This is a genomic window from Pseudomonas extremaustralis (assembly GCF_900102035.1).
Taxonomy (GTDB): domain Bacteria; phylum Pseudomonadota; class Gammaproteobacteria; order Pseudomonadales; family Pseudomonadaceae; genus Aquipseudomonas; species Aquipseudomonas extremaustralis.
The window spans coordinates 1,358,730-1,380,468 of sequence record NZ_LT629689.1 but is presented as its reverse complement, the minus strand read 5'-3'; the positions used below and the strand labels follow the sequence as shown (position 1 = coordinate 1,380,468).

21 protein-coding genes are annotated in these 21,739 nt (G+C 61.7%); 13 read left to right on the top strand and 8 right to left on the bottom strand.

The genetic code is table 11. The features are described from left to right. Positions 1-361 precede the first annotated feature (361 nt). The 3 genes from BLR63_RS06685 (at position 362) to BLR63_RS06675 (ending at position 4,084) form a co-directional block, all read left to right on the top strand. A complete protein-coding gene (locus BLR63_RS06685) occupies positions 362-748 on the top strand; it encodes a TIGR03067 domain-containing protein (RefSeq protein ID WP_010565449.1) in 387 nt (128 codons plus the stop codon). 467 nt (positions 749-1,215) lie between these two features. Beyond that, a complete protein-coding gene (locus tag BLR63_RS06680; RefSeq protein ID WP_010565450.1) occupies positions 1,216-2,802 on the top strand; it encodes an ABC-F family ATPase in 1,587 nt (528 codons plus the stop codon). A gap of 106 nt (positions 2,803-2,908) precedes the next feature. Next, on the top strand, positions 2,909-4,084 hold the full coding sequence (locus BLR63_RS06675) for an MFS transporter (RefSeq protein ID WP_010565451.1): 1,176 nt from the start codon (positions 2,909-2,911) through the stop codon (positions 4,082-4,084). Here BLR63_RS06675 and BLR63_RS06670 read toward each other — a convergent pair. Then, positions 4,078-5,115, bottom strand: coding sequence for an alpha/beta hydrolase family protein (locus BLR63_RS06670; RefSeq protein WP_042946945.1), 1,038 nt, complete (start codon positions 5,113-5,115; stop codon positions 4,078-4,080). The genes BLR63_RS06675 and BLR63_RS06670 overlap by 7 nt on opposite strands. A 229-nt stretch (positions 5,116-5,344) precedes the next feature. After that, positions 5,345-5,956 (bottom strand): FMN-dependent NADH-azoreductase, encoded by a 612-nt coding sequence (locus BLR63_RS06665; RefSeq protein ID WP_010565453.1) that lies wholly within the window; start codon positions 5,954-5,956, stop codon positions 5,345-5,347. A 125-nt stretch (positions 5,957-6,081) separates the two neighbouring features. On the opposite strand from BLR63_RS06665, the gene BLR63_RS06660 reads away from it, so the two are divergent. After that, on the top strand, positions 6,082-6,990 hold the full coding sequence (locus BLR63_RS06660) for a LysR substrate-binding domain-containing protein (RefSeq protein ID WP_010565454.1): 909 nt from the start codon (positions 6,082-6,084) through the stop codon (positions 6,988-6,990). Next, a complete protein-coding gene (locus BLR63_RS06655; RefSeq protein WP_042946946.1) occupies positions 6,987-7,343 on the top strand; it encodes an MmcQ/YjbR family DNA-binding protein in 357 nt (118 codons plus the stop codon). The genes BLR63_RS06660 and BLR63_RS06655 overlap by 4 nt, the downstream gene beginning before the upstream one ends. Here the strand turns inward: BLR63_RS06655 and BLR63_RS06650 are convergent. Continuing rightward, positions 7,332-7,715: a DUF1294 domain-containing protein gene (locus BLR63_RS06650; RefSeq protein ID WP_010565456.1), complete on the bottom strand. Its 384-nt coding sequence runs from the start codon at positions 7,713-7,715 to the stop codon at positions 7,332-7,334. The two genes, BLR63_RS06655 and BLR63_RS06650, sit on opposite strands and share 12 nt — an antisense overlap. Further along, positions 7,712-8,542, bottom strand: coding sequence for an undecaprenyl-diphosphate phosphatase (locus BLR63_RS06645; protein WP_010565457.1), 831 nt, complete (start codon positions 8,540-8,542; stop codon positions 7,712-7,714). The genes BLR63_RS06650 and BLR63_RS06645 overlap by 4 nt, the downstream gene beginning before the upstream one ends. Positions 8,543-8,763: 221 nt before the next feature. Here BLR63_RS06645 and BLR63_RS06640 point away from each other — a divergent pair, with 221 nt between their 5' ends. The 3 genes from BLR63_RS06640 (at position 8,764) to BLR63_RS06630 (ending at position 11,665) form a co-directional block, all read left to right on the top strand. Then, positions 8,764-10,398 (top strand): methyl-accepting chemotaxis protein, encoded by a 1,635-nt coding sequence (locus tag BLR63_RS06640; RefSeq protein WP_010565458.1) that lies wholly within the window; start codon positions 8,764-8,766, stop codon positions 10,396-10,398. Positions 10,399-10,556: 158 nt separating this feature from the next. Next, complete coding sequence (gene pnuC, locus BLR63_RS06635; RefSeq protein WP_010565459.1) at positions 10,557-11,120, top strand: nicotinamide riboside transporter PnuC; 564 nt, start codon at positions 10,557-10,559, stop codon at positions 11,118-11,120. Continuing rightward, on the top strand, positions 11,117-11,665 hold the full coding sequence (locus tag BLR63_RS06630; RefSeq protein WP_010565460.1) for an AAA family ATPase: 549 nt from the start codon (positions 11,117-11,119) through the stop codon (positions 11,663-11,665). Before pnuC ends, BLR63_RS06630 begins: the two co-directional genes overlap by 4 nt. Here BLR63_RS06630 and BLR63_RS06625 read toward each other — a convergent pair. Further along, entirely contained in the window at positions 11,627-12,100 is a 474-nt protein-coding gene (locus BLR63_RS06625; RefSeq protein WP_231998139.1) for a MarR family winged helix-turn-helix transcriptional regulator, read from the bottom strand. The genes BLR63_RS06630 and BLR63_RS06625 overlap by 39 nt on opposite strands. A gap of 42 nt (positions 12,101-12,142) precedes the next feature. On the opposite strand from BLR63_RS06625, the gene BLR63_RS06620 reads away from it, so the two are divergent. Then, positions 12,143-13,264: an FAD-dependent oxidoreductase gene (locus BLR63_RS06620; protein ID WP_010565462.1), complete on the top strand. Its 1,122-nt coding sequence runs from the start codon at positions 12,143-12,145 to the stop codon at positions 13,262-13,264. Here BLR63_RS06620 and ggt read toward each other — a convergent pair. Further along, positions 13,258-14,982 carry a gamma-glutamyltransferase gene (gene ggt / locus BLR63_RS06615; RefSeq protein WP_010565463.1) on the bottom strand — a complete coding sequence of 575 codons (1,725 nt, stop codon included), beginning with the start codon at positions 14,980-14,982 and terminating at the stop codon, positions 13,258-13,260. The genes BLR63_RS06620 and ggt overlap by 7 nt on opposite strands. A 180-nt stretch (positions 14,983-15,162) precedes the next feature. On the opposite strand from ggt, the gene BLR63_RS06610 reads away from it, so the two are divergent. Then, positions 15,163-16,308, top strand: coding sequence for a MalY/PatB family protein (locus BLR63_RS06610; protein ID WP_010565464.1), 1,146 nt, complete (start codon positions 15,163-15,165; stop codon positions 16,306-16,308). Positions 16,309-16,359: 51 nt separating this feature from the next. Here BLR63_RS06610 and BLR63_RS06605 read toward each other — a convergent pair whose 3' ends face one another. Then, positions 16,360-16,575: a TOBE domain-containing protein gene (locus BLR63_RS06605; protein ID WP_003173733.1), complete on the bottom strand. Its 216-nt coding sequence runs from the start codon at positions 16,573-16,575 to the stop codon at positions 16,360-16,362. Between the two features lie 321 nt (positions 16,576-16,896). Between BLR63_RS06605 and BLR63_RS06600 the strand changes: the two genes are divergently transcribed. Genes BLR63_RS06600 through BLR63_RS06590 form a run of 3 tightly spaced genes read left to right on the top strand, consistent with a single transcriptional unit; the run spans position 16,897 to position 19,419 of the window. Continuing rightward, a complete protein-coding gene (locus BLR63_RS06600; protein WP_010565465.1) occupies positions 16,897-17,868 on the top strand; it encodes an aliphatic sulfonate ABC transporter substrate-binding protein in 972 nt (323 codons plus the stop codon). A 10-nt stretch (positions 17,869-17,878) separates the two neighbouring features. After that, complete coding sequence (locus BLR63_RS06595; RefSeq protein WP_010565466.1) at positions 17,879-18,706, top strand: ABC transporter permease; 828 nt, start codon at positions 17,879-17,881, stop codon at positions 18,704-18,706. Then, complete coding sequence (locus BLR63_RS06590; protein ID WP_010565467.1) at positions 18,703-19,419, top strand: ABC transporter ATP-binding protein; 717 nt, start codon at positions 18,703-18,705, stop codon at positions 19,417-19,419. Before BLR63_RS06595 ends, BLR63_RS06590 begins: the two co-directional genes overlap by 4 nt. A gap of 46 nt (positions 19,420-19,465) precedes the next feature. On the opposite strand, the gene BLR63_RS06585 is transcribed toward BLR63_RS06590, so the two are convergent. Continuing rightward, the gene (locus tag BLR63_RS06585; RefSeq protein ID WP_010565468.1) at positions 19,466-21,664 is read right to left on the bottom strand and encodes an OsmC domain/YcaO domain-containing protein; all 2,199 of its coding nucleotides are present in this window, start codon (positions 21,662-21,664) and stop codon (positions 19,466-19,468) included. Positions 21,665-21,739: the final 75 nt, after the last annotated feature.

The following is a 21,739-nucleotide window of genomic DNA, read 5'->3' as shown; positions in this document are numbered from 1 at the left end:
AAACAGACCTGAATAACGACTGAATAAACAGGGGGCAACGTCTGGGGGCACGACATACGCGGCCCTCTGCCAGCAACAGGACCACCCAATTGACTGAACACCCCCAACCTTTTAACGGCGAGAGGTTTCATTTCAGTTACACGGGGGTCAGCCCTGACAGACACTCCGAGCTTAGACGATCCGTTACGAGACGTTACCCAGCGGCCAGGCAAATTAGCGCTAATTGCCTGTCACGAAAGGAAAAAAGCCAATAAGTAAGAAAAACAGGATCATTCCTACACGCGATTACGCGTCAAATCGTTAAAACTGGCCCATTGCGCCTAACGATCAGCGATTAGCCCTTCAGCAAAAAGGAATTTGTATGTCATCTATTTCAGATCCGGATGTTCAAGCCCTTCAAGGCAAGTGGGAGCAAACCTCACTTGAGGACAGCGGCGTACTTAACCCCGTCGACGCCCACAGCGCACCGGGAGCCATTACCACCATCAGCGGCGACCGCTTCGAGGTAAAGACCGTCAGTGGTGAGGTGTTGTTGGCTGGCCGTTTTTTCCTCGACAGTACCGCCGTCCCCAAGCGCATGACCTGGGTGGACGCCATAGGCGAAGACGCCGGCAAGCTTTTGCCCGCCAGCTACCGCCTCGAGGGGGATGTATTCGTGTTCATCGCGGCCGACGAAGGTCTGCCCAGGCCGACCGTGTTCAGTACAGGTCCAGGTCAGACCATGCGCACTTTCGTACGCCGCGCTTGATCGGTGAGCGTGCGAACTTGCGACGGCATTTTCACAATGCCTTCACTTCACGGCCTATAGGGTGAAGCCTACCTACTCCAGTGAATCCCTTAGCCCGCCTTTATCGGCGGGCATTTTTTTGCTCGTTGCAGATCGGCTGGCGGCACAGGCAAGAAAACCCCGGCCAGAGTACGAAACTCAACGCAAAGTCGCTGCGCAACTGGTCATGGTGCCCGTGGCGTAGCTGGTGGGGATCAGCGCCGCCGTGGCTCTGGCCCTGCTATGGCTGGCAATGCCGGAGACGATGGCAAAACCATCTTTCGTGCGCCATACAACTGTCGCCTGACATATGCGACAATGCGCGCCAAATTCCAACACACACCCCCCATTTTTTGCTCAGCGACCGGGTTTCGCGCCTTGATGTCGCTGTTGATGCATGCCTGAAGGCTCCTGCCGCCACGCTCGCAACCCATTGATAGGTAAAGTAATTGATCTCCACAGCTAACATCACCATGCAGTTCGGCGCCAAGCCGCTCTTCGAGAACGTCTCGGTCAAGTTCGGCCCCGGCAACCGGTATGGTCTGATCGGTGCCAACGGTTGCGGCAAGTCGACCTTCATGAAAATCCTCGGTGGAGACCTCGATCCGTCCGGCGGCCAGGTCATGCTCGAGCCGAATGTACGCCTGGGTAAATTGCGCCAGGATCAGTTCGCCTACGAAGAATTCACCGTGCTCGACACCGTGATCATGGGTCACGAAGAGCTGTGGAAGGTCAAGGCCGAACGCGACCGTATCTACTCGCTGCCGGAAATGAGCGAAGACGACGGCATGGCTGTGGCCGAGCTGGAAACCGAGTTCGCCGAGATGGACGGCTACACCGCCGAATCCCGCGCCGGCGAACTGCTGCTGGGCCTGGGCATCCCCCTGGAACAGCATTTCGGCCCGATGAGCGAAGTGTCCCCAGGCTGGAAACTGCGGGTGCTGCTGGCCCAGGCGCTGTTCTCCGATCCTGAAGTGCTGTTGCTCGACGAACCGACCAACCACTTGGACATCAACACTATCCGCTGGCTGGAAAACATCCTGACCCAGCGTTCCAGCCTGATGATCATCATCTCTCACGACCGTCACTTCCTGAACAGCGTGTGCACCCACATGGCTGACCTGGACTACGGCGAGTTGCGCCTGTTCCCGGGCAACTACGACGAGTACATGACCGTGGCGACCCAGTCCCGCGAGCAGCTGCTGTCGGACAACGCCAAGAAGAAGGCGCAGATCTCCGAACTGCAATCCTTCGTCAGCCGCTTCTCGGCCAACGCCTCGAAAGCCAAGCAAGCCACTTCCCGCGCCAAGGCGATCGACAAGATCCAGCTGGCCGAGGTCAAGCCTTCGAGCCGTGTGAGCCCGTTCATCCGTTTCGAACAGACCAAGAAGCTGCACCGCCAAGCGGTCATTGTCGATCGCATGGCCAAAGGCTTCGACGGCAAGCCGCTGTTCAAGGACTTCAGCTTCCAGGTCGAAGCCGGCGAGCGCGTGGCGATCATCGGCCCGAACGGCATCGGCAAGACCACCCTGCTGCGCACCCTGGTCAACGAACTGACGCCGGATGCCGGCAGCATCAAGTGGACCGACGCCGCCGAGCTGGGCTACTACGCCCAGGACCACGCCCATGACTTCGAAGACGACATGAGCCTGTTCGACTGGATGGGCCAGTGGACACAGGGCGAACAAGTAATCCGCGGCACCCTGGGCCGCATGCTGTTCTCCAACGACGAGATCCTCAAGTCGGTCAAGGTCATCTCCGGTGGTGAGCAAGGTCGCATGCTGTTCGGCAAGCTGATCCTGCAAAAGCCGAACGTGCTGATCATGGACGAACCGACCAACCACTTGGACATGGAATCCATCGAGGCGCTGAACCTGGCGCTGGAAAACTACCCGGGCACGCTGATCTTCGTCAGCCACGACCGTGAGTTCGTATCGTCCCTGGCCACCCGCATCATCGAGTTGAGCGCCAACGGCGTGATTGACTTCAGCGGCACCTATGACGACTACCTGCGCAGCCAAGGCGTAGTGTTCTAAGCACCGCCCGCTGCCCCCAAAGCCCCGTCCACCGTGACGGGGCTTTTTATTTATAGGCGCAGGTTATGCCATGATGCGCGCACCGCCCGCCCGCGAACGAGTGCCCATGTCCGACGCTGCCCCCTCCTCCCTGTCGATCACCCTGCAGATCGTCTCCATCGTCTTCTACACCTTTATCGCGTTCATCTGCATCGGCCTGCCGATCGCGGTGATCCCGGGCTACGTGCATGGGCAACTGGGTTTCAGCGCGGTGGTGGCGGGCATCACAATCGGCTCGCAATACCTGGCCACCCTGCTCAGCCGCCCCATGGCGGGGCGCATGTCCGACAACGTGGGCACCAAGCGTGCGATTGTGCTGGGCCTGGCGGGCATCCTGGTCAGTGGCGTGCTGACGTTTTTCGCCACCCTGGTGCAGAGCCTGCCCGAGCTGAGCCTGGGGATTCTGATCGTCGCGCGGCTGCTGCTGGGCGTGGCCCAGGGCCTGATCGGCGTGGGCACCATCAGTTGGTGCATGGGCCAGGTCGGCACCGAACACACTGCGCGCTCGATTTCATGGAATGGCATTGCGTCCTACGGGGCCATCGCCATTGGCGCGCCGCTGGGGGTGGTGATGGTGGCGGAGTATGGCTACAACAGCCTGGGCCTTGCCCTGACGGTACTGGCTGCGCTGGGCCTGGTGCTGATCCGCAACAAGCCCTCGGTGCCGGTGGTGCGCGGCGAGCGCCTGCCATTCTGGGCGGTGTTCGGGCGCATCGCACCGTTTGGGGCCGGCCTGTGCCTCGCATCAATCGGCTACGGCACGCTCACCACCTTTATCACCCTCTACTACCTCAGCCGTGGTTGGAGCGGCGCGGCCTACTGCCTCACGGTATTTGGCGTGTGCTTCATCCTCTCGCGGCTGCTGTTTATCTCGGCCATCAGCCGTTTTGGTGGCTTTCGTGCGGCGATTGCCTGCATGAGCATCGAGACCCTGGGCCTGATACTGCTGTGGTTGGCGCCCTCTACCGGCGTGGCCTTGATCGGCGCCGGGCTGACCGGTTTTGGCTTGTCACTGGTATACCCGGCACTGGGCGTGGAAGCCATACGGCAGGTGCCCGACAGCAGCCGCGGCGCCGGGCTCAGTGCCTATGCGGTGTTTTTCGACCTGGCCCTGGCGATTGCCGGGCCATTGATGGGCTTTATCGCGCTGAACCTGGGCTACGGCTGGATTTTCTTCTGCGCGGCGCTGCTGTCGGTCACGGCCCTGGGCCTGACCTTGCTGCTCAAGCGTCGCGCTTACTGATCGGCGGTCTGCAAGCCAGCGCGAGTGGACTGACCGAGGGTGTGGGTGAAAAACCGCCCGGCCTCGGAAATCAGGTCGCGGTGAATGCCCTCGCGGTCAACCCCATCGGCATCGGTGCAGAGAGCCGGCATCGCCGCCAACTGGTCGCTGTCGCACGGCGCCATGAACACGAAGTGCCCTGCCCCGGCCAGCAGCTTGAAGTCCGGCGGTTGCGGCAGCTTGCGCGCCAGGGCGGCGGCATTCTTGTCCACGGCCACCAGCTTGTCGCCGTCGCCGCTGTAGAGCAGCACCGGCACGTGCACATCGGCCAGGGTGTGACGGCCGAACATCAGGCTCAGCGGCGCCATCAGCATCAACGCATGAATGCGCGGATCGGCTTGCGGTTGCAAGTCGTCGCGGTCGACTACCAGCTCGCCTTTGGTGGTGCAGGCGTCACGGTCTTCCGGGCGCTCCTGGCAATAGCGGCGCAGACGGTCGAAATCCGGCTTGGCGCCTGCCAGGATCAACGCGGTTTCACCCCCCGCCGAATAGCCGATCACCCCCACTTGATCGACGTTGACGAACGGCGACAGCATCGGGTCGCCCAAGGTGGCGGTGATCGCCTCGGAAATCTGGATCGGCCGGCCATACAAGTTGCTCACCGTGCCCAGGCGGCTGTGATCCTTGTAGTTGTCACCCGGATGCAACACCGCGACCACCACGAAGCCTTTGCGCGCCAGGGACGTGGCCAGGTCATGCAGGGCCATCGGCGTGCCGGTGTTGCCATGGGACAGCATCAGCATCGGGAAACGCCCGATGGCGATCTTGGCGTCTTCGGTGGCGGCCACGCGATAGGGGCCCAACTGTGTGGAGTGTTCGAGGTCGGTGGAGGGGTAGAAGGCGACCGCTTTCATCGGCTGCAGATCCAGCGGATCGAGAAAGGTCATGCGATGGAAACCCACACTCCAGTGCGGGTGCGGCGCAGGCGCGGCGTGCACTGAAATCAGGCCGCCAAGCAGGGAAAGAACCATAACAGCACAAAGACGCATCATGAGGATGTCCACCTTTGCTGCGTGAAAACCGGTATGTCGGGTTGAAAAGTCCATGGTTCAAGGTACTCGCACCGGGTGATAAACCCATGTGTGCATAACCTGGGCCAAAGTAAAGACAGCAGGCAAACGAAAAAACTCCGCACTCCGGTCGTTTCAAGGCGACCAGAATACAGAGTTTAGGCGCCCGGCTTCAGATTGAAACCGGGAAAAGGCGAACTTTACACAAGCCTTACGCGGCAGCGAACAACTGTTGGTTGATGAGCGCGCTGGCGTCGTTCATCGCTTTGCTGCGCACTTCGTCACCGTAGGCCAGGCCTTCGGCGCGCACGATTTCGATATCGGTGATGCCAAGGAAGCCGAACAGCAGCTTCAGATAGCCTTCATGGGCGGCGCCAGACGCTTGCCCTGCATGCAGCCCGCCGGCGGTGGATACGATGATGACTTTCTTGTTGCCGCACAGGCCTTCGGGACCGGCTTCGGTGTAGCGGAAGGTCTGACCGGCGACCGCGATACGGTCGATCCAGGCTTTGAGCTGGGTTGGAATGGTGAAGTTGTACATCGGCGCGCCGACGACGATCGCGTCGGCGGCGAGGAATTCAGCCAGCGACGATGCACTCAGTTCGGCCTCGTGCTTTTGCGCGGCGTCACGCAATTCAGCAGCAGTGCCCAGTGCGCCCAGGGTGGCGCCGGAGAAGTGGTTGATACCTTCGCTGGCCAGGTCGCGGTAGGTTACTTCCACACCCGGCACAGCCGCTTGCCAGGCCTTGACCACGGCAGCGCTGAGCTGACGGGACGCCGAGTTGTCGCCGAGGATGCTGGAATCGATATGCAACAGTTTCATGGTGGATCTCCGAGGTGGGATCGTCAGTGGCGATCAGATGGCGGTGATGCTACGCATGAAACGAATAGACGATAAGTCGCCTGCAATGCGATAGTTTGTCCCACTGACAGGACAATAGGCTGAACATGCAAGACCTCAACGACCTCTACTATTTCGCCAAAGTCGTGGAAGCCGGCGGCTTCGCGGCTGCCGGGCGGCAGTTGGGGATACCCAAATCGCGGCTGTCGCGGCGCATTGCCGAACTGGAAGAACGCCTGGGCGCACGCCTGCTGCAACGCACTACACGCCAATTGACCCTCACCGCTGTCGGCGAGCGCTACCTGCGCCATTGCCAGGCGATGCTGCTGGAAGCGGAAATGGCCGACGAAGCCGTGGCCAGCATGTCCAGCGAGCCCCGTGGGCGGCTGCGAGTCACCTGCCCGGTGGGGCTGGCCCAGCACATCCTGCCGGAGCTGGTGGCCGGCTTTCTCGCCGCCCATCCCCAGGTGCAGCTGGAAATGACCCTGGTCAACCGCCGTGTCGATCTGGTGGCCGAAGGTATCGACGTGGCCCTGCGCGTACGCGAACTGGGGGACGAAGACCCGCTGCTGGTGACCAAGCGCCTGCGCCCGGCGCAGACGGTGCTGGTCGCCAGCCCCGAACTGATGCGCGGCCGCCAGGTGAACACCCTTGAAGACCTCAAGCAACTGCCCATTCTCGGCGCACTGGAAGCCGACCGCCTGGTGCATCATCGGATTCTCGACCCCCAGGGCAAGCCTCACGACCTGGTGATGGAGGCACGCCTGGGCATCGACGATTTCATCGTGCGCAAGGCCAGCGCGATCATGGCCCTGGGCTTTACCGTGCTGCCGATGATGTATTGCGAGGAAGAACTGGCCAACGGTCGCCTGGTGCAACTGCTGCCCCAATGGTCGTTGCCCGGCGGCTGGCTGCAGGCCGTGTACCCGCATCGGCGTGGCGTGCTGCCGGCGATTCGCGCCTGGATCGATTACCTGGAAGAAGGCTTTAAAAGCTGCGGAGACCGCTTGCTATGAAAATGACCGAAGCACAAGTCGCCGACTTCTGCCTGAGCCTGCCCGGCGCGCGGGAGGACTATAAATGGGGCGGCGTACGGGTGTTCTCGATCGCCGGCAACAAGATGTTCGCCCTGCAAGGCCTGCGCGGTGACTCGCTGGCGTTCAAGGTCGACAAGGATCTGTTCCTGGGCCATGTGGACCGCCCCGGCATCCATCCGGCGCCGTATCTGGCCCGCGCGCAGTGGATCATCATGAATACGCCCTACCCGCTGGGCGCCGAGGAGCTGCGAGGCTTGTTGCGCCGCTCCCACCAACTGGTGGTGAGCAAGCTGCCCAAGCGCACGCAGATCGGATTGCGCCTAGAGGATTGACCCCAAGGTGCCGCCGAGGAACATCTGATCGAGCCAAAACACCTCGTGCAACAGCACAATGGCCCAGAACAGCACCTGGTAAGACACCTTGCGCGTCTTGTGGCGAAACACCTGCTGGGCAATCAACGCTCCCGGCCAACCGCCCGCCAGCTCCACGGCATGCAGGATATTTTCCGGGATGCGCCGGCTGTCGGTGCAGGCCTTGCGTTTGTCGTTCCAGTACAGCAAGAACGCGAGCAGGCTGACCACGCCATAGGCCACCAGCGGCAGCACCGTTTCGCCGCGCAGCCACACCAGCAGCGAGCCCAACAGCGGCGCGGCGCACAACACCACAAAGATCGCCGCTTTCAGGCGTGGGTGCTGGATCGTCATGCCTTGGCCGCTGCCCAGTCGATCCAGCCGAATTGCCAGGTCGCCAGGATCAGCAGGCCGAACGCAATGCGGTACCAGGCAAACGCTGCGTAGCTGTGGCTGGCGATGAACTTGAGCAGGCCCTTGACCGCGATCATCGCGAAGATGAACGAGGTGACAAAGCCGATGGCGAACACCGGCAAGTCCGCCGGTTGGAACAGATCGCGGTACTTGTAGCCCGAGTACACCGCCGCACCGACCATGGTCGGCATGGCCAGGAAGAACGAGAACTCGGTGGCGGTCTTGCGCGACAGGCCGAACAACAGGCCGCCGATAATGGTCGAGCCCGAGCGCGAGGTCCCCGGAATCATCGCCAGGCACTGGGCAAAGCCGACCTTGAGCGCGTCCTTCCAGGTGATCTCATCGACGCTCTCGGCGTGCACTTCGTGTTGGCGGCGCTCGGCCCACAACATGATGACGCCGCCCACCACCAGGGCCGTGGCCACGGTGATCGGGTTGAACAGGTAATGATGGATCAGGTCGGCGAAGATCACCCCCAGCACCACGGCGGGCAGAAAGGCGATCAGCAGATTGAGCGTGAAGCGCTGGGCATTGCGCTGGGTCGGCAGGCCGGTGACCACATCGAGGATCTTGCGCCGAAACTCCCAGACCACCGCCAGGATGGCACCGAGCTGAATGATGATATTGAACGCCATGGCGCGTTCACCGCCAAAGTCGAGCAGGTCGGCGACGATAATCTGGTGCCCGGTGCTAGAGATCGGCAGGAACTCCGTGAGTCCCTCGACCACACCCAAAATCAACGCCTGAAAGGCGGTCCACAAATCCATACTTCCCCCAAAGGTCATGCTCGGCGGCATGCCTTATTGATCTTTTTTAGTGGTTCACTGACGGCAAGGCATCGGTGTTGATGATCAACGCCGGCCTGCAAAAATTGCGTGAAAAATCAGACGGTACTCAGGTTTTCCGATTTCAGGCCGAAAGCCTATCAGACAAGGCGTAAAAGTCGATGCGACGCCTGCAATTATAAAAAGCACGGAGTGACAGGACGATGAACAGTTTGCGCAATATGTCGATCAGCCGGCGTCTGTGGCTGATCCTGCTAGTCGCCGTGTTAATGCTGCTGGCCTTGGGTTTACTGATGCTCAAGCAGATTCATGGCGATCTGTACCAGGCCAAGCGCCTGCAGACCCAGCACGTGGTGCAGACCGCCAGCGGAATCCTGACGTTTTATCACAGCCTCGAAACCTCCGGCGTCATGACCCGCGAAGCGGCGCAGAAACAAGCCCTGAGTGCGGTGCGCGTGATGCGTTATGACCACGACGACTATTTCTGGATCAACGACTTCACGCCCGTGATGATCATGCATCCGATCAACCCCAAGCTCGAAGGTCAAAACCTGTCGTCGATCCGCGACCCGGACGGCGTTGCCATCTTCAACGAGTTCGCGAGCGTGGCCAAAACCAAGGGGTCCGGCATCGTCAATTACCGCTGGCCGAAGCCGGGCGCCGATGCGCCGGTGGAAAAAACCTCGTATATCCAGCTGTTCGAACCGTGGGGCTGGATCATCGGTTCCGGCGTGTATGTGGACGACGTGCAAGCCGAGTTCAACGTGCAGGTGTGGAAAGCCTCGGGCATCGGCCTGGTCATCGCTGTCATCATGACCCTGCTGGTCTCGCTGATTGTGCGCAGCATCGTGCGCCCGCTGCAGGCCGCCGTGAATGCCATGGCCAATATCGCCAGCGGCGAAAGCGACCTGACCCGCAGCCTCGACACCCACGGTCAGGACGAAGTCACCCAACTGTCGCGACACTTCAATAGCTTTACCGCCAAGCTGCGCCAGGTGGTCAGCCAATTGCAGGTGTGCGCCACGGCATTGGGCAAGTCGTCCGAGGAACTGGGCACTAACGCCTCCCAGGCCCATGACCGCAGCCAGCAACAGTCCCAGCAGATGGAATTGGTGGCCACCGCCATCAATGAAGTCACCTACGGCGTGCAGGATGTGGCGAAAAACGCCGAACACGCCGCCAGTGAAATGCGCGACGCCCAGGCCCAGGCGCAGCAAGGCCAGGTCAACATCGACGGCAGCCTGCAACAGATCGATCAGCTCTCCAACACCATCAACCAGGCTGTGGAAGTGATCCGCACCCTGTCCAGCGAAAGCACCCAGATCGGTGGCGTGCTGGAGGTGATCCGCTCCATCGCCGACCAGACCAACCTGCTGGCACTCAATGCGGCCATCGAAGCGGCACGCGCCGGCGAACAAGGCCGCGGCTTTGCCGTGGTAGCCGACGAGGTACGCCTGCTGGCCCAGCGCACGCAAAAATCCACTGCCGAGATCCAAGTGATGATCGAGCGCCTGCAAGGTCACTCCGAAGCGGCGGTCAAGGTCATCAGCGACAGCCATAGCGCCTCGCAACTGACCATCGAACAAGCCGGCCAGGCCGGGGCCAGCCTCACCGCCATCGGCCAGGCCCTGCACAACCTCAACGGCCTGAACGCCTCGATTGCCAGCGCGACCTTGCAACAGGCCCATGTGGTGGAAGACATCAACCAGAACGTCACCCAGGCGGCCGGTTTGTCCCACAGCACCGCGCTGGCGGCCGAGCAGTCGAGCGTGGCCAGTGCGCAGTTGCGCGGGTTGAGTGAGCAGCTTGAGGGGTTGTTGCGCCAGTTCAAGGTTTAGTCAAACGCCCTATGTGAGAGGGGGCTTGCTCCCGATGACGGTACATCAGTCAGACATATGTCGGCTGACACTCCGCTATCGGGAGCAAGCCCCCTCCCACATTGGCCCACCTCTGGTTACAATCGCCGCCCTCTTCGACGCCCCCCCAAGGAACCACCATGTCCGAGCTTGAACTGTTCGCCGCCGCCTTGGGGGTAGTCTCCGTGTGGCTGACGGTCAAGCAGAACCCGTGGTGCTGGCCCATCGGCCTGGCGATGGTGCTGCTCTACACCTGGGTGTTCTACGACGTGAAACTCTATTCCGACATGTTGCTGCAGGTGGTCTACGCCGCGTTGCAAGTCTATGGCTGGTGGCAGTGGACCCGCAGCGGTGAAATCCAGCAAGGACGCCAGGTCACGAGCCTGGGAGGGCCGGCCATCATTGCCAGCCTGATGGTCGGCACGGTCGGCAGCCTGCTGCTCGGCGCCGCCATGGCCCACTGGACCGACGCGGCCCAACCCTGGCTCGACGCTACCCTCACTGGCTTCAGCCTGGTGGCGCAGATGTGGATGGCGCAGAAACGCGTGCAATGCTGGCCGCTGTGGATTGCCGTGGATGTGATCTTCGTCGGGCTGTTCCTCTACAAAGGCCTCTACCTCACCGCCGCGCTCTATGGGTTGTTCACCGTGATCGCCGTGCAAGGCTGGCGTGAATGGCGCGCCGACCTGGCGTTGCGCCCATGAAGGTGGTGGTGCTGGCCGGGCCCGAATCCAGCGGCAAAAGCTGGTTGGCCGCGCAGTTGCAAGCGCACTTTGGCGGGCTGATGGTGGGCGAATATGTGCGGCATTTCATCGACCACCATCAACGTGACACCACGTTGGCGGATATCCCGGCCATCGCCCGTGGACAACTGGCCTGGGAAGACGCCGCCCGCGCCGAGCGCCCTGGGCTGCTGATCCTCGACACGCACCTGCTGACCAACAGGCTATGGAGCCAGACCCTGTTCGGCGACTACCCATCCTGGCTCGACGACGAACTGCTGGCCCGCCACTACGACCTGCACCTGCTGCTGTCCCCCGAGGACGTGGAATGGACGGCAGACGGCCAGCGCTGCCAGCCGGAATTGGCCGACCGACAGGCGTTTTTCCAGGACAGCCTGACGTGGATAAATCACCATCGACAGCCCGTCCTGCTGATTCGCGGCGACTGGGCCGCGCGCCGCGCCATCGCGTTTGCCGCCGTCGAGCAACTACTCGCCGGCACGCTCCAGGTTGGCATTCACCCGTAACAACAACGCCAGCAATGTCGCCTCATCCTCAGCACTGAAGCCATCCAATGCCTGCGCGGTGCCCTGCTCCATGATCGCCCTAGCCGCCGGCATGCGTGCGCGCGCCGACTCGGTCAGGGTGATCAGTCGGCTGCGTTTATCAGCTGGGTCGACCACGCGCTGAATCATGCCGTCGCGCTCCATGCGTCCGAGCAATTGCGCCATGCTCGACTGCTCGACGCGGGCGATGCGTACCAACTCGGCCTGCGGCAATCCTTCGCTGTGCTTGAGCGCCGCCAGCACCGGGATCTGCGCCACCGCAAATCCGAGGGCTCGCAGGCGCCCCTCATAAAGTCGAATAAAACCACGGTGGGCAAGGCCGATCTGTTGCATGGGGTTTGGGGCAAGGGTCTGAACATTCATCGTGTCGTTGACTTTCCATAGGAGCCTATGCATCAAATGTATAGGCTCCTATACACATTGCCAAGGACAATTTCCATGCCCACTCAACTGCGTATCGCCATAGTCGGCGCCGGCCCCGGCGGATTGACCCTGGCGCGAATCCTTGCTTGCCATGGCGTCACCGTCCGCGTGTTCGAGCGCGAACGCGGGCCACTGGAGCGCCCCCAGGGCGGTACCCTCGATCTGCACGCCGAATCCGGCCAACTGGCCCTGCAACACGCCGGCCTGGAGCACGCCTTCCAACGTATCGCGCGCTACGAGGACCAAGGCTCGCGGCTGATGGACCAACACGGGCACCTGCTGTTTGAAGACCCCAACCCCGCAGCCGCTGATCGACCGGAAGTCGACCGCACGGCGTTGCGCCAGATTCTGCTGGACGCTCTGCCTGAAGGGTGTGTGAACTGGGGCGTCGGCATCCACGCCATCCGCCCCGCCGATGGCGCGCGCTGGACGCTGCATCAGGACGCCCGCACACACGGCCCGTTCGATCTGGTGGTCGGTGCAGATGGCGCCTGGTCAAAGGTGCGTCCGCTGCTCTCGCCGTACCAGCCGCAATACAGCGGGCTGACCTTTATCGAATTCAGCATCGAGGATGTCGACCGTCGACACCCACGAATCGCACGCCTGGTCGGCCGCGGCAAACTGGAAGTGGCAGGGGATGCCCGGGCGATCATCGTGCAACGCAACGCCAACGCCCATCTGCGTGGCTATGCCATCTTCCGAGTGCCGATAGACTGGGCCGCCATTCCGCGCGAACTGTCATCGTTGAAAGCCCAATTCAAAGGCTGGCACCCGGACATCCTGGCGCTGTTTGAGGCGGCCAATCCACAGGTTGTGGCCAGGCCCATCCACGCCTTGCCAGTGGGCCATCGCTGGTCCCACCGGCCCGGGTTGACGTTGATTGGCGACGCGGCGCATCTGATGTCGCCGTTTGGCGGCGAAGGGGTGAATGCGGCGATGCTGGATGCTGTCGAACTGGCGCAGCACCTGCTGCAGACACCTGACGGCTCCGCAGCCGTGCAGGCATATGAAACCCATATGTTCGAGCGTGTGTTGCCGGCGGCCCAGGGCAGCGCCGAGGGCGCCGCCATCCAGTTATCCCATGACAGCCTGGCGCTGTCCCTGGCCCACCTGCATCAGCACCTCGCGCCTCAGTAGCCCAGGGACAGGCCGGTATTGCGGCGCGGGTCGTTGGCCCCGTAGAAACGGTTGTTACCGACCGGCTCACCCCCCAACGACGGCGCGCCCACCAGGATCGCCGCCAAGTGATTGGCGTCCTGTGGCCCGGCAAACTTGTGGCCCCAGCTTTCGAGGATCTTCTGGGTATCCGGGCTGACCGCGAAGGTCTCCAGGTTGGTGGTGTCCGGCATCCACTGCTGGTGGAAACGCGGCGCGTCCACGGCCTCCTGGATGTTCATTTTGTAGTCGATGACATTGAGGATGGTCAGCAACGTCGCGGTAATAATGCGACTGCCACCCGGCGTACCCACCACCATCACCGCCTTGCCATCCTTGGTGACGATGGTCGGGCTCATCGATGACAGCGGCGCCTTGCCCGGTGCGATGGCGTTGGCTTCACCCTGGACCAGCCCGTACATGTTCGGTACGCCGACCTTGACGGTGAAGTCGTCCATTTCGTCATTGAGGATTACCCCGGTCTTGCTCGCCATTACGCCAGCACCGAACCAGTCGTTGAGGGTGTAGGTCACCGACACCGCGTTGCCCCACTTGTCGACGATGGAATAGTGGGTAGTGTTGTTGCCTTCGTGGGGCGACACGCCCGGCTTGATTGCCTGGGAGTCGCCAGCCTTGTTCGGCTCGATGGCGTCACGCAGCTTCGTGGCGTAGTTTTTGTCCAGCAGGTGTTCGATCGGGTTCTTGACGAAGTCCGGGTCGCCCAAATAACTGTTGCGGTCCACATAAGCGTGGCGCATGGCTTCGATCTGGTAGTGCAGGCCCTGGGCCGAGTGGTAGCCCAGGTCGGCCATCGGATAGCCTTCGAGGATGTTCATGATCTCGCAGATCACCACGCCACCGGAGCTCGGCGGCGGTGCCGAGACCACGTGGTAGCCACGGTAGTCGCACTCGATGGGCGCCAGTTCACGGGTCTTGTATTTGTCGAGGTCAGCCTGGGTGATGATGCCTTTGCCGGCCTGGCTGGAATCCACCAGCGCCTTGGCCACCCAGCCTTTGTAGAAACCGTCGCTGCCCTTGGCGGAGATTTCCTTCAGGGTCTTGGCCAGGTCTTTCTGCACCAGCTTCTGGCCCACCTGCAGCGGTTGGCCGTTGTGCAGGAAGATTGCGCGCATGTCCTTGTCTTTCTCGAACTCGCCGGTGGCGGTGTGCAGCAGGTCGATATCGCCCTGCTCCAGCGCGAAGCCGTTTTCCGCCAGCTTGATCGCTGGCGCCATTACCTGGGCGCGCTTGAGGGAGCCATATTTGTTCAGGGCCAGTTCCATGCCTGATACCGTACCCGGCACACCAACCGCCAGATGGCCCTTGGCGCTCAGGCCTTCGACCACGTTGCCGGCCTTGTCCAGATACATGTCGGCCGTCGCCGCCAAGGGCGCTTTTTCGCGGAAGTCGAGGAAGGTCTTGCGCCCGTCCGCCAGTTGCACGGTCATGAATCCGCCGCCGCCGAGGTTGCCCGCGGCCGGGTAGACCACCGCCAGAGCGTAGCCCACGGCCACTGCCGCATCCACTGCGTTACCGCCGGCCTTGAGCACATCCACGCCAACGTGGGTGGCTAAATGCTGGGCCGTGACCACCATGCCGTTTTCACCGGCCACCGGGGCCTGGGACGCGGCGTGTACACCACTGACCGTCAACACCAGGGCAGTGGCAATCAAGGTACGGCTGAAGGGTTGATATTTCATCCATGGTTACTCGGGTTATTGAGATGCACCAAAATAGCCCGTAGCGAACCCAAGACCCAGCGCAATGGCGTTTTTATGACAGAGTTTGTCGGTCACGGAACGATTCAGCGCTGGCCTGGACGGCCAATGGCGCTAAAATCGGCGCCATTCTTCGCCTGACTCTCCGACACGAGCCCCCCCATGAGCTTTGATTTCGACACGATCCACCCCCGCCTCGGCACCGGCAGCACCAAATGGAACCGTTACCCGCCCGACGTGTTGCCGATGTGGATCGCCGACATGGACATCGCCGCGCCGCCCGCCGTGTTGCAGGCCCTGCACGCGCGCCTCGACCAGCAGATCCTCGGCTACAGCGTGGCCGGCCCGGACGTGCGCGAGGCCATCGTCGCCGATTTGTGGGCCAAGTACGCCTGGCGCGTGCAGCCTGACGAGCTGCTGTTTCTGCCCGGCGTCGAACCAGGCTTCAATATGGCGCTGCACGCTTTCGTGCAACCCGGCCAGCCGGTGGTGCTGCAAACCCCCAACTATCGCCCGATCCGCCTGGCGCCCGGCCACTGGAACCTGCCGCGTATCGAAGTGCCGTTCGAACTGATCGGCGCTGAATACATCACGCCACTGCCGGCCCTGCGCCAGGCGCTGAACGGCGCCGGCGCGCTGCTGTTGAGCAACCCGCACAACCCCCTGGGCAAGGTCTTCCCCCGCGAAGAATTGCTGGCCGTGGCCAATGCCTGCCTGGAGCACGGCGCACTGATCATCTCCGATGAAATCCACGCCGAGCTGTGCTTCGACGGCCGCCGTCACATCCCCACCGCCAGCCTCAGCGCCGAGATTGCCCAGCGCACCATCACGTTGATGTCGGCGAGCAAGGCCTACAACGTGGCCGGCTTGAAAACCTGTTTTGCCGTGGTGCAGAACGCCGAAATCCGCGAGCGTTTCAATAACGCGCGCTGCGGCATGGTCGACAGCGTCAGCCCCCTGGGCCTGGAAGCCACCCGTGCGGCCTACGCTGAATGCGGCGAATGGCTGCAGGCATTGGTGCAATACCTGCAAGCCAACCGTGACTACCTGCTCGACGCCGTGCGCACGCGCTTGCCCGGCATCGTCATGCATGCGCCCCAAGGTACGTTCCTGGCCTGGCTGGATTGCAGCGCCCTGGGCCTGGATGACCCACACCGGTTCTTCCTGGAGCAAGCCAAGGTCGGGCTCAGCGCAGGGATCGAATTCGGTGATGACAGCCAGCAATTCGTGCGCCTGAACTTCGGCTGCCCACGGGCGTTGCTGGAAGAAGGTGTGCAGCGCATGGAACGGGCGCTGCGTCAGCGCTAGACGCGCGACTGCAAGCGGCGGTGGGAGCGGCGCTCCCACATTCTGCCGGGTTCACAGCTTGGCGATGGACACTTCGGTGGACTTCACGAAGGCAATCACTTCGCTGCCCACTTTCAATTCCAGGTCGCGTACCGAACGGGTCGTGATCACGGACGTCACGATACCCGACGCGGTTTGCACATCGATTTCGGACACCACCTCGCCCAGCAGGATTTCCTTGATTACGCCTTTGAACTGGTTGCGCACGTTGATCGCTTTAATGGTCATGTCGGGTTTCCTATTAGCTGTTGGGTCAATCCGCACGAATGCGCAGGCCTTCAAAATGCGCTATTGGGGAAAACAATAAAAGGAATATATAACTCTTTATTTATTCCATTTAGATATATGAAAAGTGTTGTGCTGCAAACAGCGATTCAACACTTTGTCGCCTTCCATAACAGCCTTTGCGGCCCCAACCCCAGCAAATCCGGCACCGCGCCAGATGGCACAGAGACTGCATATTCCTATAAGGCATTATTGAGCCATAAAAAGCTCAATTTTCTGAATATAAGAAAAGCCGTCTCTCAACGCCTTCTCCGGAGCTGCTCCATGAAACCTTTTACCCAACGTTTACTCGGCGCCTGCGCCCTCGCCCTGTGCCTGCAACCCCAAGCGTTCGCGGCCGAAACCGATCCGGCCGAAGTCAATCTGGATTACGCCTACTACTCGCCCGTCAGCCTGGTGCTCAAGCACTTCGGCTGGCTCGAACAGGCCCTGCCCCATAGCAAGGTGGGTTGGGTACTGAGCCAGGGCAGCAACCGCTCCCTGGAATACCTCAATAGCGGCGGCGTGGATTTCGCCTCTTCGGCGAGCCTGTCGGCCGTGCTGAGCCGGGCCAACGGCAGCCCGATCAAATCGGTGTATGTCTACAGCCGCGCCGAATGGACCGCTCTTGTGGTTCGCAAGGACTCGCCGCTCAACAGCGTCACCGACCTGAAAGGCAAGAAAATCGCGGCCACCAAAGGCACCGATCCGTACCTGTTCACCCTGCGCAGCCTGGAAAAAGCCGGGCTGAAAAAAGACGACGTGGAACTGGTGCACCTGCAACACCCGGACGGCCGCACCGCGCTGGAAAAAGGCGACGTGGACGCCTGGGCCGGCCTCGACCCACACATGGCCGCCAGTCAAGTCCAGGCCGGTTCGCGCCTGCTGTACCGCAACAAAGACTTCAACAGCTATGGCGTGGTCAGCGTCACCGAGAAGTTCGCCGCCGCCCATCCACAGACCATCACCAAGGTCCTCGGCGCCTACGAAAAAGCCCGTGACTGGGCGGTGAAGCACCCGGATGAATTCGCCAAGCTGCTCGCCGACGAATCCGGCCTGCCGCTGGACGTGGCCAAGTTGCAACTGTCGCGTACCGACCTGAGCACGCCGCTGCTGAGCAGCAAGGATGTGCAGTCGTCCAAGGCGGCGGCACCGATCCTGGTGTCCGAGGAGTTGGTGCGCCGTGGGGTCAATGTGGACCAGGTGATCGACCAATTGATCGACACCTCGTTCGGCCAAAACCTGCCGAAACCGTAAGGGGCTCGCGATGACCAGCAAAAGCCAAGCAATGCCCCTTCCGGCAGCGGTGGTGAACCGGCGCAGCGCCTGGCCCAGACGGCTCAAAGGCCTGGCCCTGCCGGTGCTGATCCTGTTGATCCTCGAAGCGGTAGTGCGGATCGGCTGGCTGCCGTCCTACCAGATGCCGGCGCCGAGCGAGATCGCGGTGACGCTCACCGATCTGGCTGAAGGCGCGTTGTGGAAACACCTCGGCGCCAGCCTCGCACGGGTGCTGCTGGGCTTTGCCATCGGCGCCAGCCTGGCCCTGGTGTTTGCCGCCTGGGTCGGTTTGAGCCGCGACGCCGAAGCCTATCTGGAGCCGACCTTCGCCGGGCTGCGTTCAATCCCGAGCCTGGCTTGGGTACCGTTGTTGCTGCTGTGGCTGGGCATCGACGAAACCTCGAAAATCGTGCTGATCGCTATCGGCGCGTTCTTCCCGGTGTACGTCAACGGTGTGGCGGCGATTCGCGACATCGACCGCAAGCTGGTGGAAGTCGGGCAGATGTATGGCTTCAGCCGGCGGCGCCTGGTGCGCCGCATCCTGTTGCCCGCCGCCCTGCCCGGCCTGTTCACCGGGTTGCGCAGCGGCTTGAGCCTAGCGTGGATGTTCCTCGTGGCGGCCGAGCTGATCGCAGCCACCAAAGGCTTGGGTTACTTGCTCAGCGATGGGCGCGAAACCTCACGGCCGGACATCGTACTGGCGGCAATCATCGTGCTGGCGTTACTCGGCAAGGTCAGCGATGGCCTGCTCGCCGCGCTGGAAAAACGCTGCCTGGCCTGGCGCGACACCTTCAATGGTCAAGGGGCGGAACAATGAGCACGCAGCCGTTATTGGAAATCCGGGTGCAGCGTAAAAGCTTCGCCAGCACCACCGTATTGAAAAACGTCAGCCTGGCGCTGCAACCGCGCGAAGCCGTGAGCCTGCTGGGGCCCAGCGGCTGCGGCAAGAGCACGTTGCTGCGCATCGTCGCCGGCCTGGAAACCGACTTCCAGGGCGAACTGCGCAGCCCCGAAGGCGAAGTGGCGTTTGTGTTCCAGGAACCGCGCCTGATGCCCTGGCTCACGGTGGAGCAGAACATCGGCTTGAGCGATGACGACCACTACGACAAGGCCTGGGTCACGCAATTGATCGAGGAAGTCGGTCTCAAGGGGTTTGCCCAGGCCTTGCCCAAGGCACTATCCGGTGGCATGGCCCAGCGGGTCGCGATTGCCCGCGGCCTGTATTCACGCCCCCAGGTGTTGCTGCTGGATGAACCGTTCAGCGCGGTGGATGCATTTACCCGCATGAAACTGCAGGACCTGCTGCTGCAACTGGCCGAACACCATGCCATCGCCCTGTTGCTGGTGACCCATGATGTGGACGAAGCGCTGTACCTGAGTGATCGGGTGCTGGTGATGGACAACCGACCGAGCAGCATTCGCCAGGAATTGGCGGTGGACCTGCCCCACCCACGGGACCGGCGCGACCCGCTGCTGGCCCGGCTCAAGGCGTTGTCCCTGACGGAGTTGCAGCGGGCCCATGTGATCTGAGGCGGGATAGGCGGTGAGCACGGAGGCTCACCCCAGCGTGCCAGCGTTAACGGATAGAGACCGCAGCCCGCGCGCCATGCAGCTTCTTATAGCTCTCAATCAAGCGCAAATGCCGATCCAACCCTTCCAGCTTCATGCTGGTCGGCGTCAACCCGTGGAACCGCACACTGCCGTTGACTGAGCCGATCACCGCATCCATGCGTTCATTGCCAAACATGCGGCGGAAGTTGGCTTCGTAATCCGCCAGTTCCAAGTCGTCGTCCAGTTCCATTTCCAGCACCGCGTTCATCGCCTGGTAAAACAGGCCGCGCTCGGCGGTGTTGTCGTTGTACTGCAAGAACATCTCCACGCACTCCTTGGCCTCTTCAAACTGCCGCAAGGCGAGGAAGATCAGCAGCTTCAACTCCAGGATGGTCAGTTGGCCCCAGGCGGTGTTGTCGTCGAACTCGATGCCGATCAGGGTGGTGATATCGGTGTAGTCGTCCAGCTCGCTTTCGATCAGGCGCTCGACCAACGCCTGCAACTCCTCATCGTCCAGGCGGTGCAGGTTGAGAATGTCCTCGCGGAAAAACAGCGCCTTGTTGGTGTTGTCCCAGATCAGGTCGTCCACCGGGTAGATTTCCGAATAATCCGGCACCAGGATGCGGCAAGCGGTGGCGCCGAGGTGCTCGTACACCGCCATGTAGGACTCTTTGCCCATGTTTTCCAGAATGCCGAACAGCGTCGCGGCCTCTTCGGCGTTGGAGTTTTCGCCCTGGCCGGAGAAGTCCCACTCGACAAATTCATAGTCCGACTGGGCACTGAAGAAGCGCCACGAGACCACGCCGCTGGAATCGATGAAGTGCTCGACGAAGTTGTTCGGCTCGGTGACCGCTTGGCCCTCGAAGGTCGGCGGTGGCAAGTCGTTAAGGCCCTCGAAACTACGACCTTGCAGCAGTTCGGTGAGGCTGCGTTCCAGCGCCACTTCCAGGCTCGGGTGCGCGCCGAACGAGGCGAACACGCCGCCGGTACGCGGGTTCATCAGGGTCACGCACATCACCGGGAACTCACCGCCCAGGGACGCGTCCTTGACCAGCACCGGGAAGCCCTGGGCTTCCAGGCCTTGAATGCCGGCCAGGATCTTGGGGTATTTGGCCAACACCTCTGCCGGCACATCCGGCAGGGCGAATTCGCCTTCGATGATTTCGCGCTTCACCGCCCGCTCGAAAATCTCCGACAGGCACTGCACCTGGGCTTCGGCCAAGGTGTTGCCAGCGCTCATGCCGTTGCTGAGGTAGAGGTTTTCGATCAGGTTGGACGGGAAGTACACCACCTCGCCGTCCGACTGACGCACGAACGGCAACGACACGATGCCGCGCGCTTCGTTGCCGGAGTTGGTGTCGTACAAATGCGAGCCACGCAGCTCGCCGTCGCGGTTGTAGATCTTCAGGCAGTAGGCGTCGAGGATTTCCGCCGGCAGTTCGTCGTTGCCGCCGGGCTGGAACCAGCGCTCGTCCGGGTAATGCACGAACGGCGCATTGGCCAGGGTTTCACCCCAGAATTGATCGTTATAGAAGAAGTTGCAGTTGAGACGCTCGATGAACTCGCCCAGCGCCGACGCCAACGCGCCTTCCTTGGTCGCGCCCTTGCCGTTGGTGAAGCACATCGGCGAGTGCGCGTCGCGAATGTGCAGCGACCAGACGTTGGGCACGATATTGCGCCACGAGGCGATCTCGATCTTCATGCCAAGGCCGGCAAGGATGCCGGACATATTGGCGATGGTCTGCTCCAGCGGCAGGTCCTTGCCGACGATATAAGTGCCCGCCTCCGACGTCGAGTTGGGCATCAGCAACGCCTGGGCATCGGCGTCAAGGTTTTCCACTTCTTCGATGACGAACTGGGGCCCGGCCTGCACCACTTTTTTCACGGTGCAACGTTCGATGGAACGCAAAATGCCCTGGCGGTCTTTGTCGCTGATGTCCGCCGGCAACTCCACCTGGATCTTGAAGATCTGGTTGTAGCGGTTTTCCGGGTCGACGATGTTGTTCTGCGACAGGCGGATATTGTCCGTGGGGATGTTGCGTGTTTCGCAGTACAACTTCACGAAGTACGCCGCGCACAAGGCCGACGACGCCAGGAAGTAATCGAACGGCCCCGGTGCCGAACCATCGCCTTTATAGCGGATGGGTTGGTCGGCAATCACCGTGAAGTCGTCGAACTTGGCTTCAAGTCGGAGGTTGTCGAGAAAGTTGACCTTGATTTCCATGGGGGCACACCAGAATAACGGGCTAAACGAAAATGGCGGCCATTATGAGGTGTTTCATCGGGAAATTTCAGGCTT

Bases quoted from the DNA above. Each gene is read 5' to 3' on its own strand.
- BLR63_RS06675 (WP_010565451.1), top strand. From the start codon at position 2,909: ATGTCCGACGCTGCCCCCTCCTCCCTGTCGATCACCCTGCAGATCGTC.
- BLR63_RS06605 (WP_003173733.1), bottom strand. From the start codon at position 16,575: ATGACCATTAAAGCGATCAACGTGCGCAACCAGTTCAAAGGCGTAATC.
- BLR63_RS06685 (WP_010565449.1), top strand. From the start codon at position 362: ATGTCATCTATTTCAGATCCGGATGTTCAAGCCCTTCAAGGCAAGTGG.
- BLR63_RS06640 (WP_010565458.1), top strand. From the start codon at position 8,764: ATGAACAGTTTGCGCAATATGTCGATCAGCCGGCGTCTGTGGCTGATC.
- BLR63_RS06600 (WP_010565465.1), top strand. From the start codon at position 16,897: ATGAAACCTTTTACCCAACGTTTACTCGGCGCCTGCGCCCTCGCCCTG.
- BLR63_RS06630 (WP_010565460.1), top strand. From the start codon at position 11,117: ATGAAGGTGGTGGTGCTGGCCGGGCCCGAATCCAGCGGCAAAAGCTGG.
- BLR63_RS06670 (WP_042946945.1), bottom strand. From the start codon at position 5,115: ATGATGCGTCTTTGTGCTGTTATGGTTCTTTCCCTGCTTGGCGGCCTG.
- BLR63_RS06650 (WP_010565456.1), bottom strand. From the start codon at position 7,715: ATGACGATCCAGCACCCACGCCTGAAAGCGGCGATCTTTGTGGTGTTG.
- BLR63_RS06665 (WP_010565453.1), bottom strand. From the start codon at position 5,956: ATGAAACTGTTGCATATCGATTCCAGCATCCTCGGCGACAACTCGGCG.
- BLR63_RS06595 (WP_010565466.1), top strand. From the start codon at position 17,879: ATGACCAGCAAAAGCCAAGCAATGCCCCTTCCGGCAGCGGTGGTGAAC.
- ggt (WP_010565463.1), bottom strand. From the start codon at position 14,982: ATGAAATATCAACCCTTCAGCCGTACCTTGATTGCCACTGCCCTGGTG.
- BLR63_RS06660 (WP_010565454.1), top strand. From the start codon at position 6,082: ATGCAAGACCTCAACGACCTCTACTATTTCGCCAAAGTCGTGGAAGCC.
- pnuC (WP_010565459.1), top strand. From the start codon at position 10,557: ATGTCCGAGCTTGAACTGTTCGCCGCCGCCTTGGGGGTAGTCTCCGTG.
- BLR63_RS06610 (WP_010565464.1), top strand. From the start codon at position 15,163: ATGAGCTTTGATTTCGACACGATCCACCCCCGCCTCGGCACCGGCAGC.
- BLR63_RS06645 (WP_010565457.1), bottom strand. From the start codon at position 8,542: ATGGATTTGTGGACCGCCTTTCAGGCGTTGATTTTGGGTGTGGTCGAG.
- BLR63_RS06625 (WP_231998139.1), bottom strand. From the start codon at position 12,100: ATGCATAGGCTCCTATGGAAAGTCAACGACACGATGAATGTTCAGACC.
- BLR63_RS06585 (WP_010565468.1), bottom strand. From the start codon at position 21,664: ATGGAAATCAAGGTCAACTTTCTCGACAACCTCCGACTTGAAGCCAAG.
- BLR63_RS06620 (WP_010565462.1), top strand. From the start codon at position 12,143: ATGCCCACTCAACTGCGTATCGCCATAGTCGGCGCCGGCCCCGGCGGA.
- BLR63_RS06590 (WP_010565467.1), top strand. From the start codon at position 18,703: ATGAGCACGCAGCCGTTATTGGAAATCCGGGTGCAGCGTAAAAGCTTC.
- BLR63_RS06655 (WP_042946946.1), top strand. From the start codon at position 6,987: ATGAAAATGACCGAAGCACAAGTCGCCGACTTCTGCCTGAGCCTGCCC.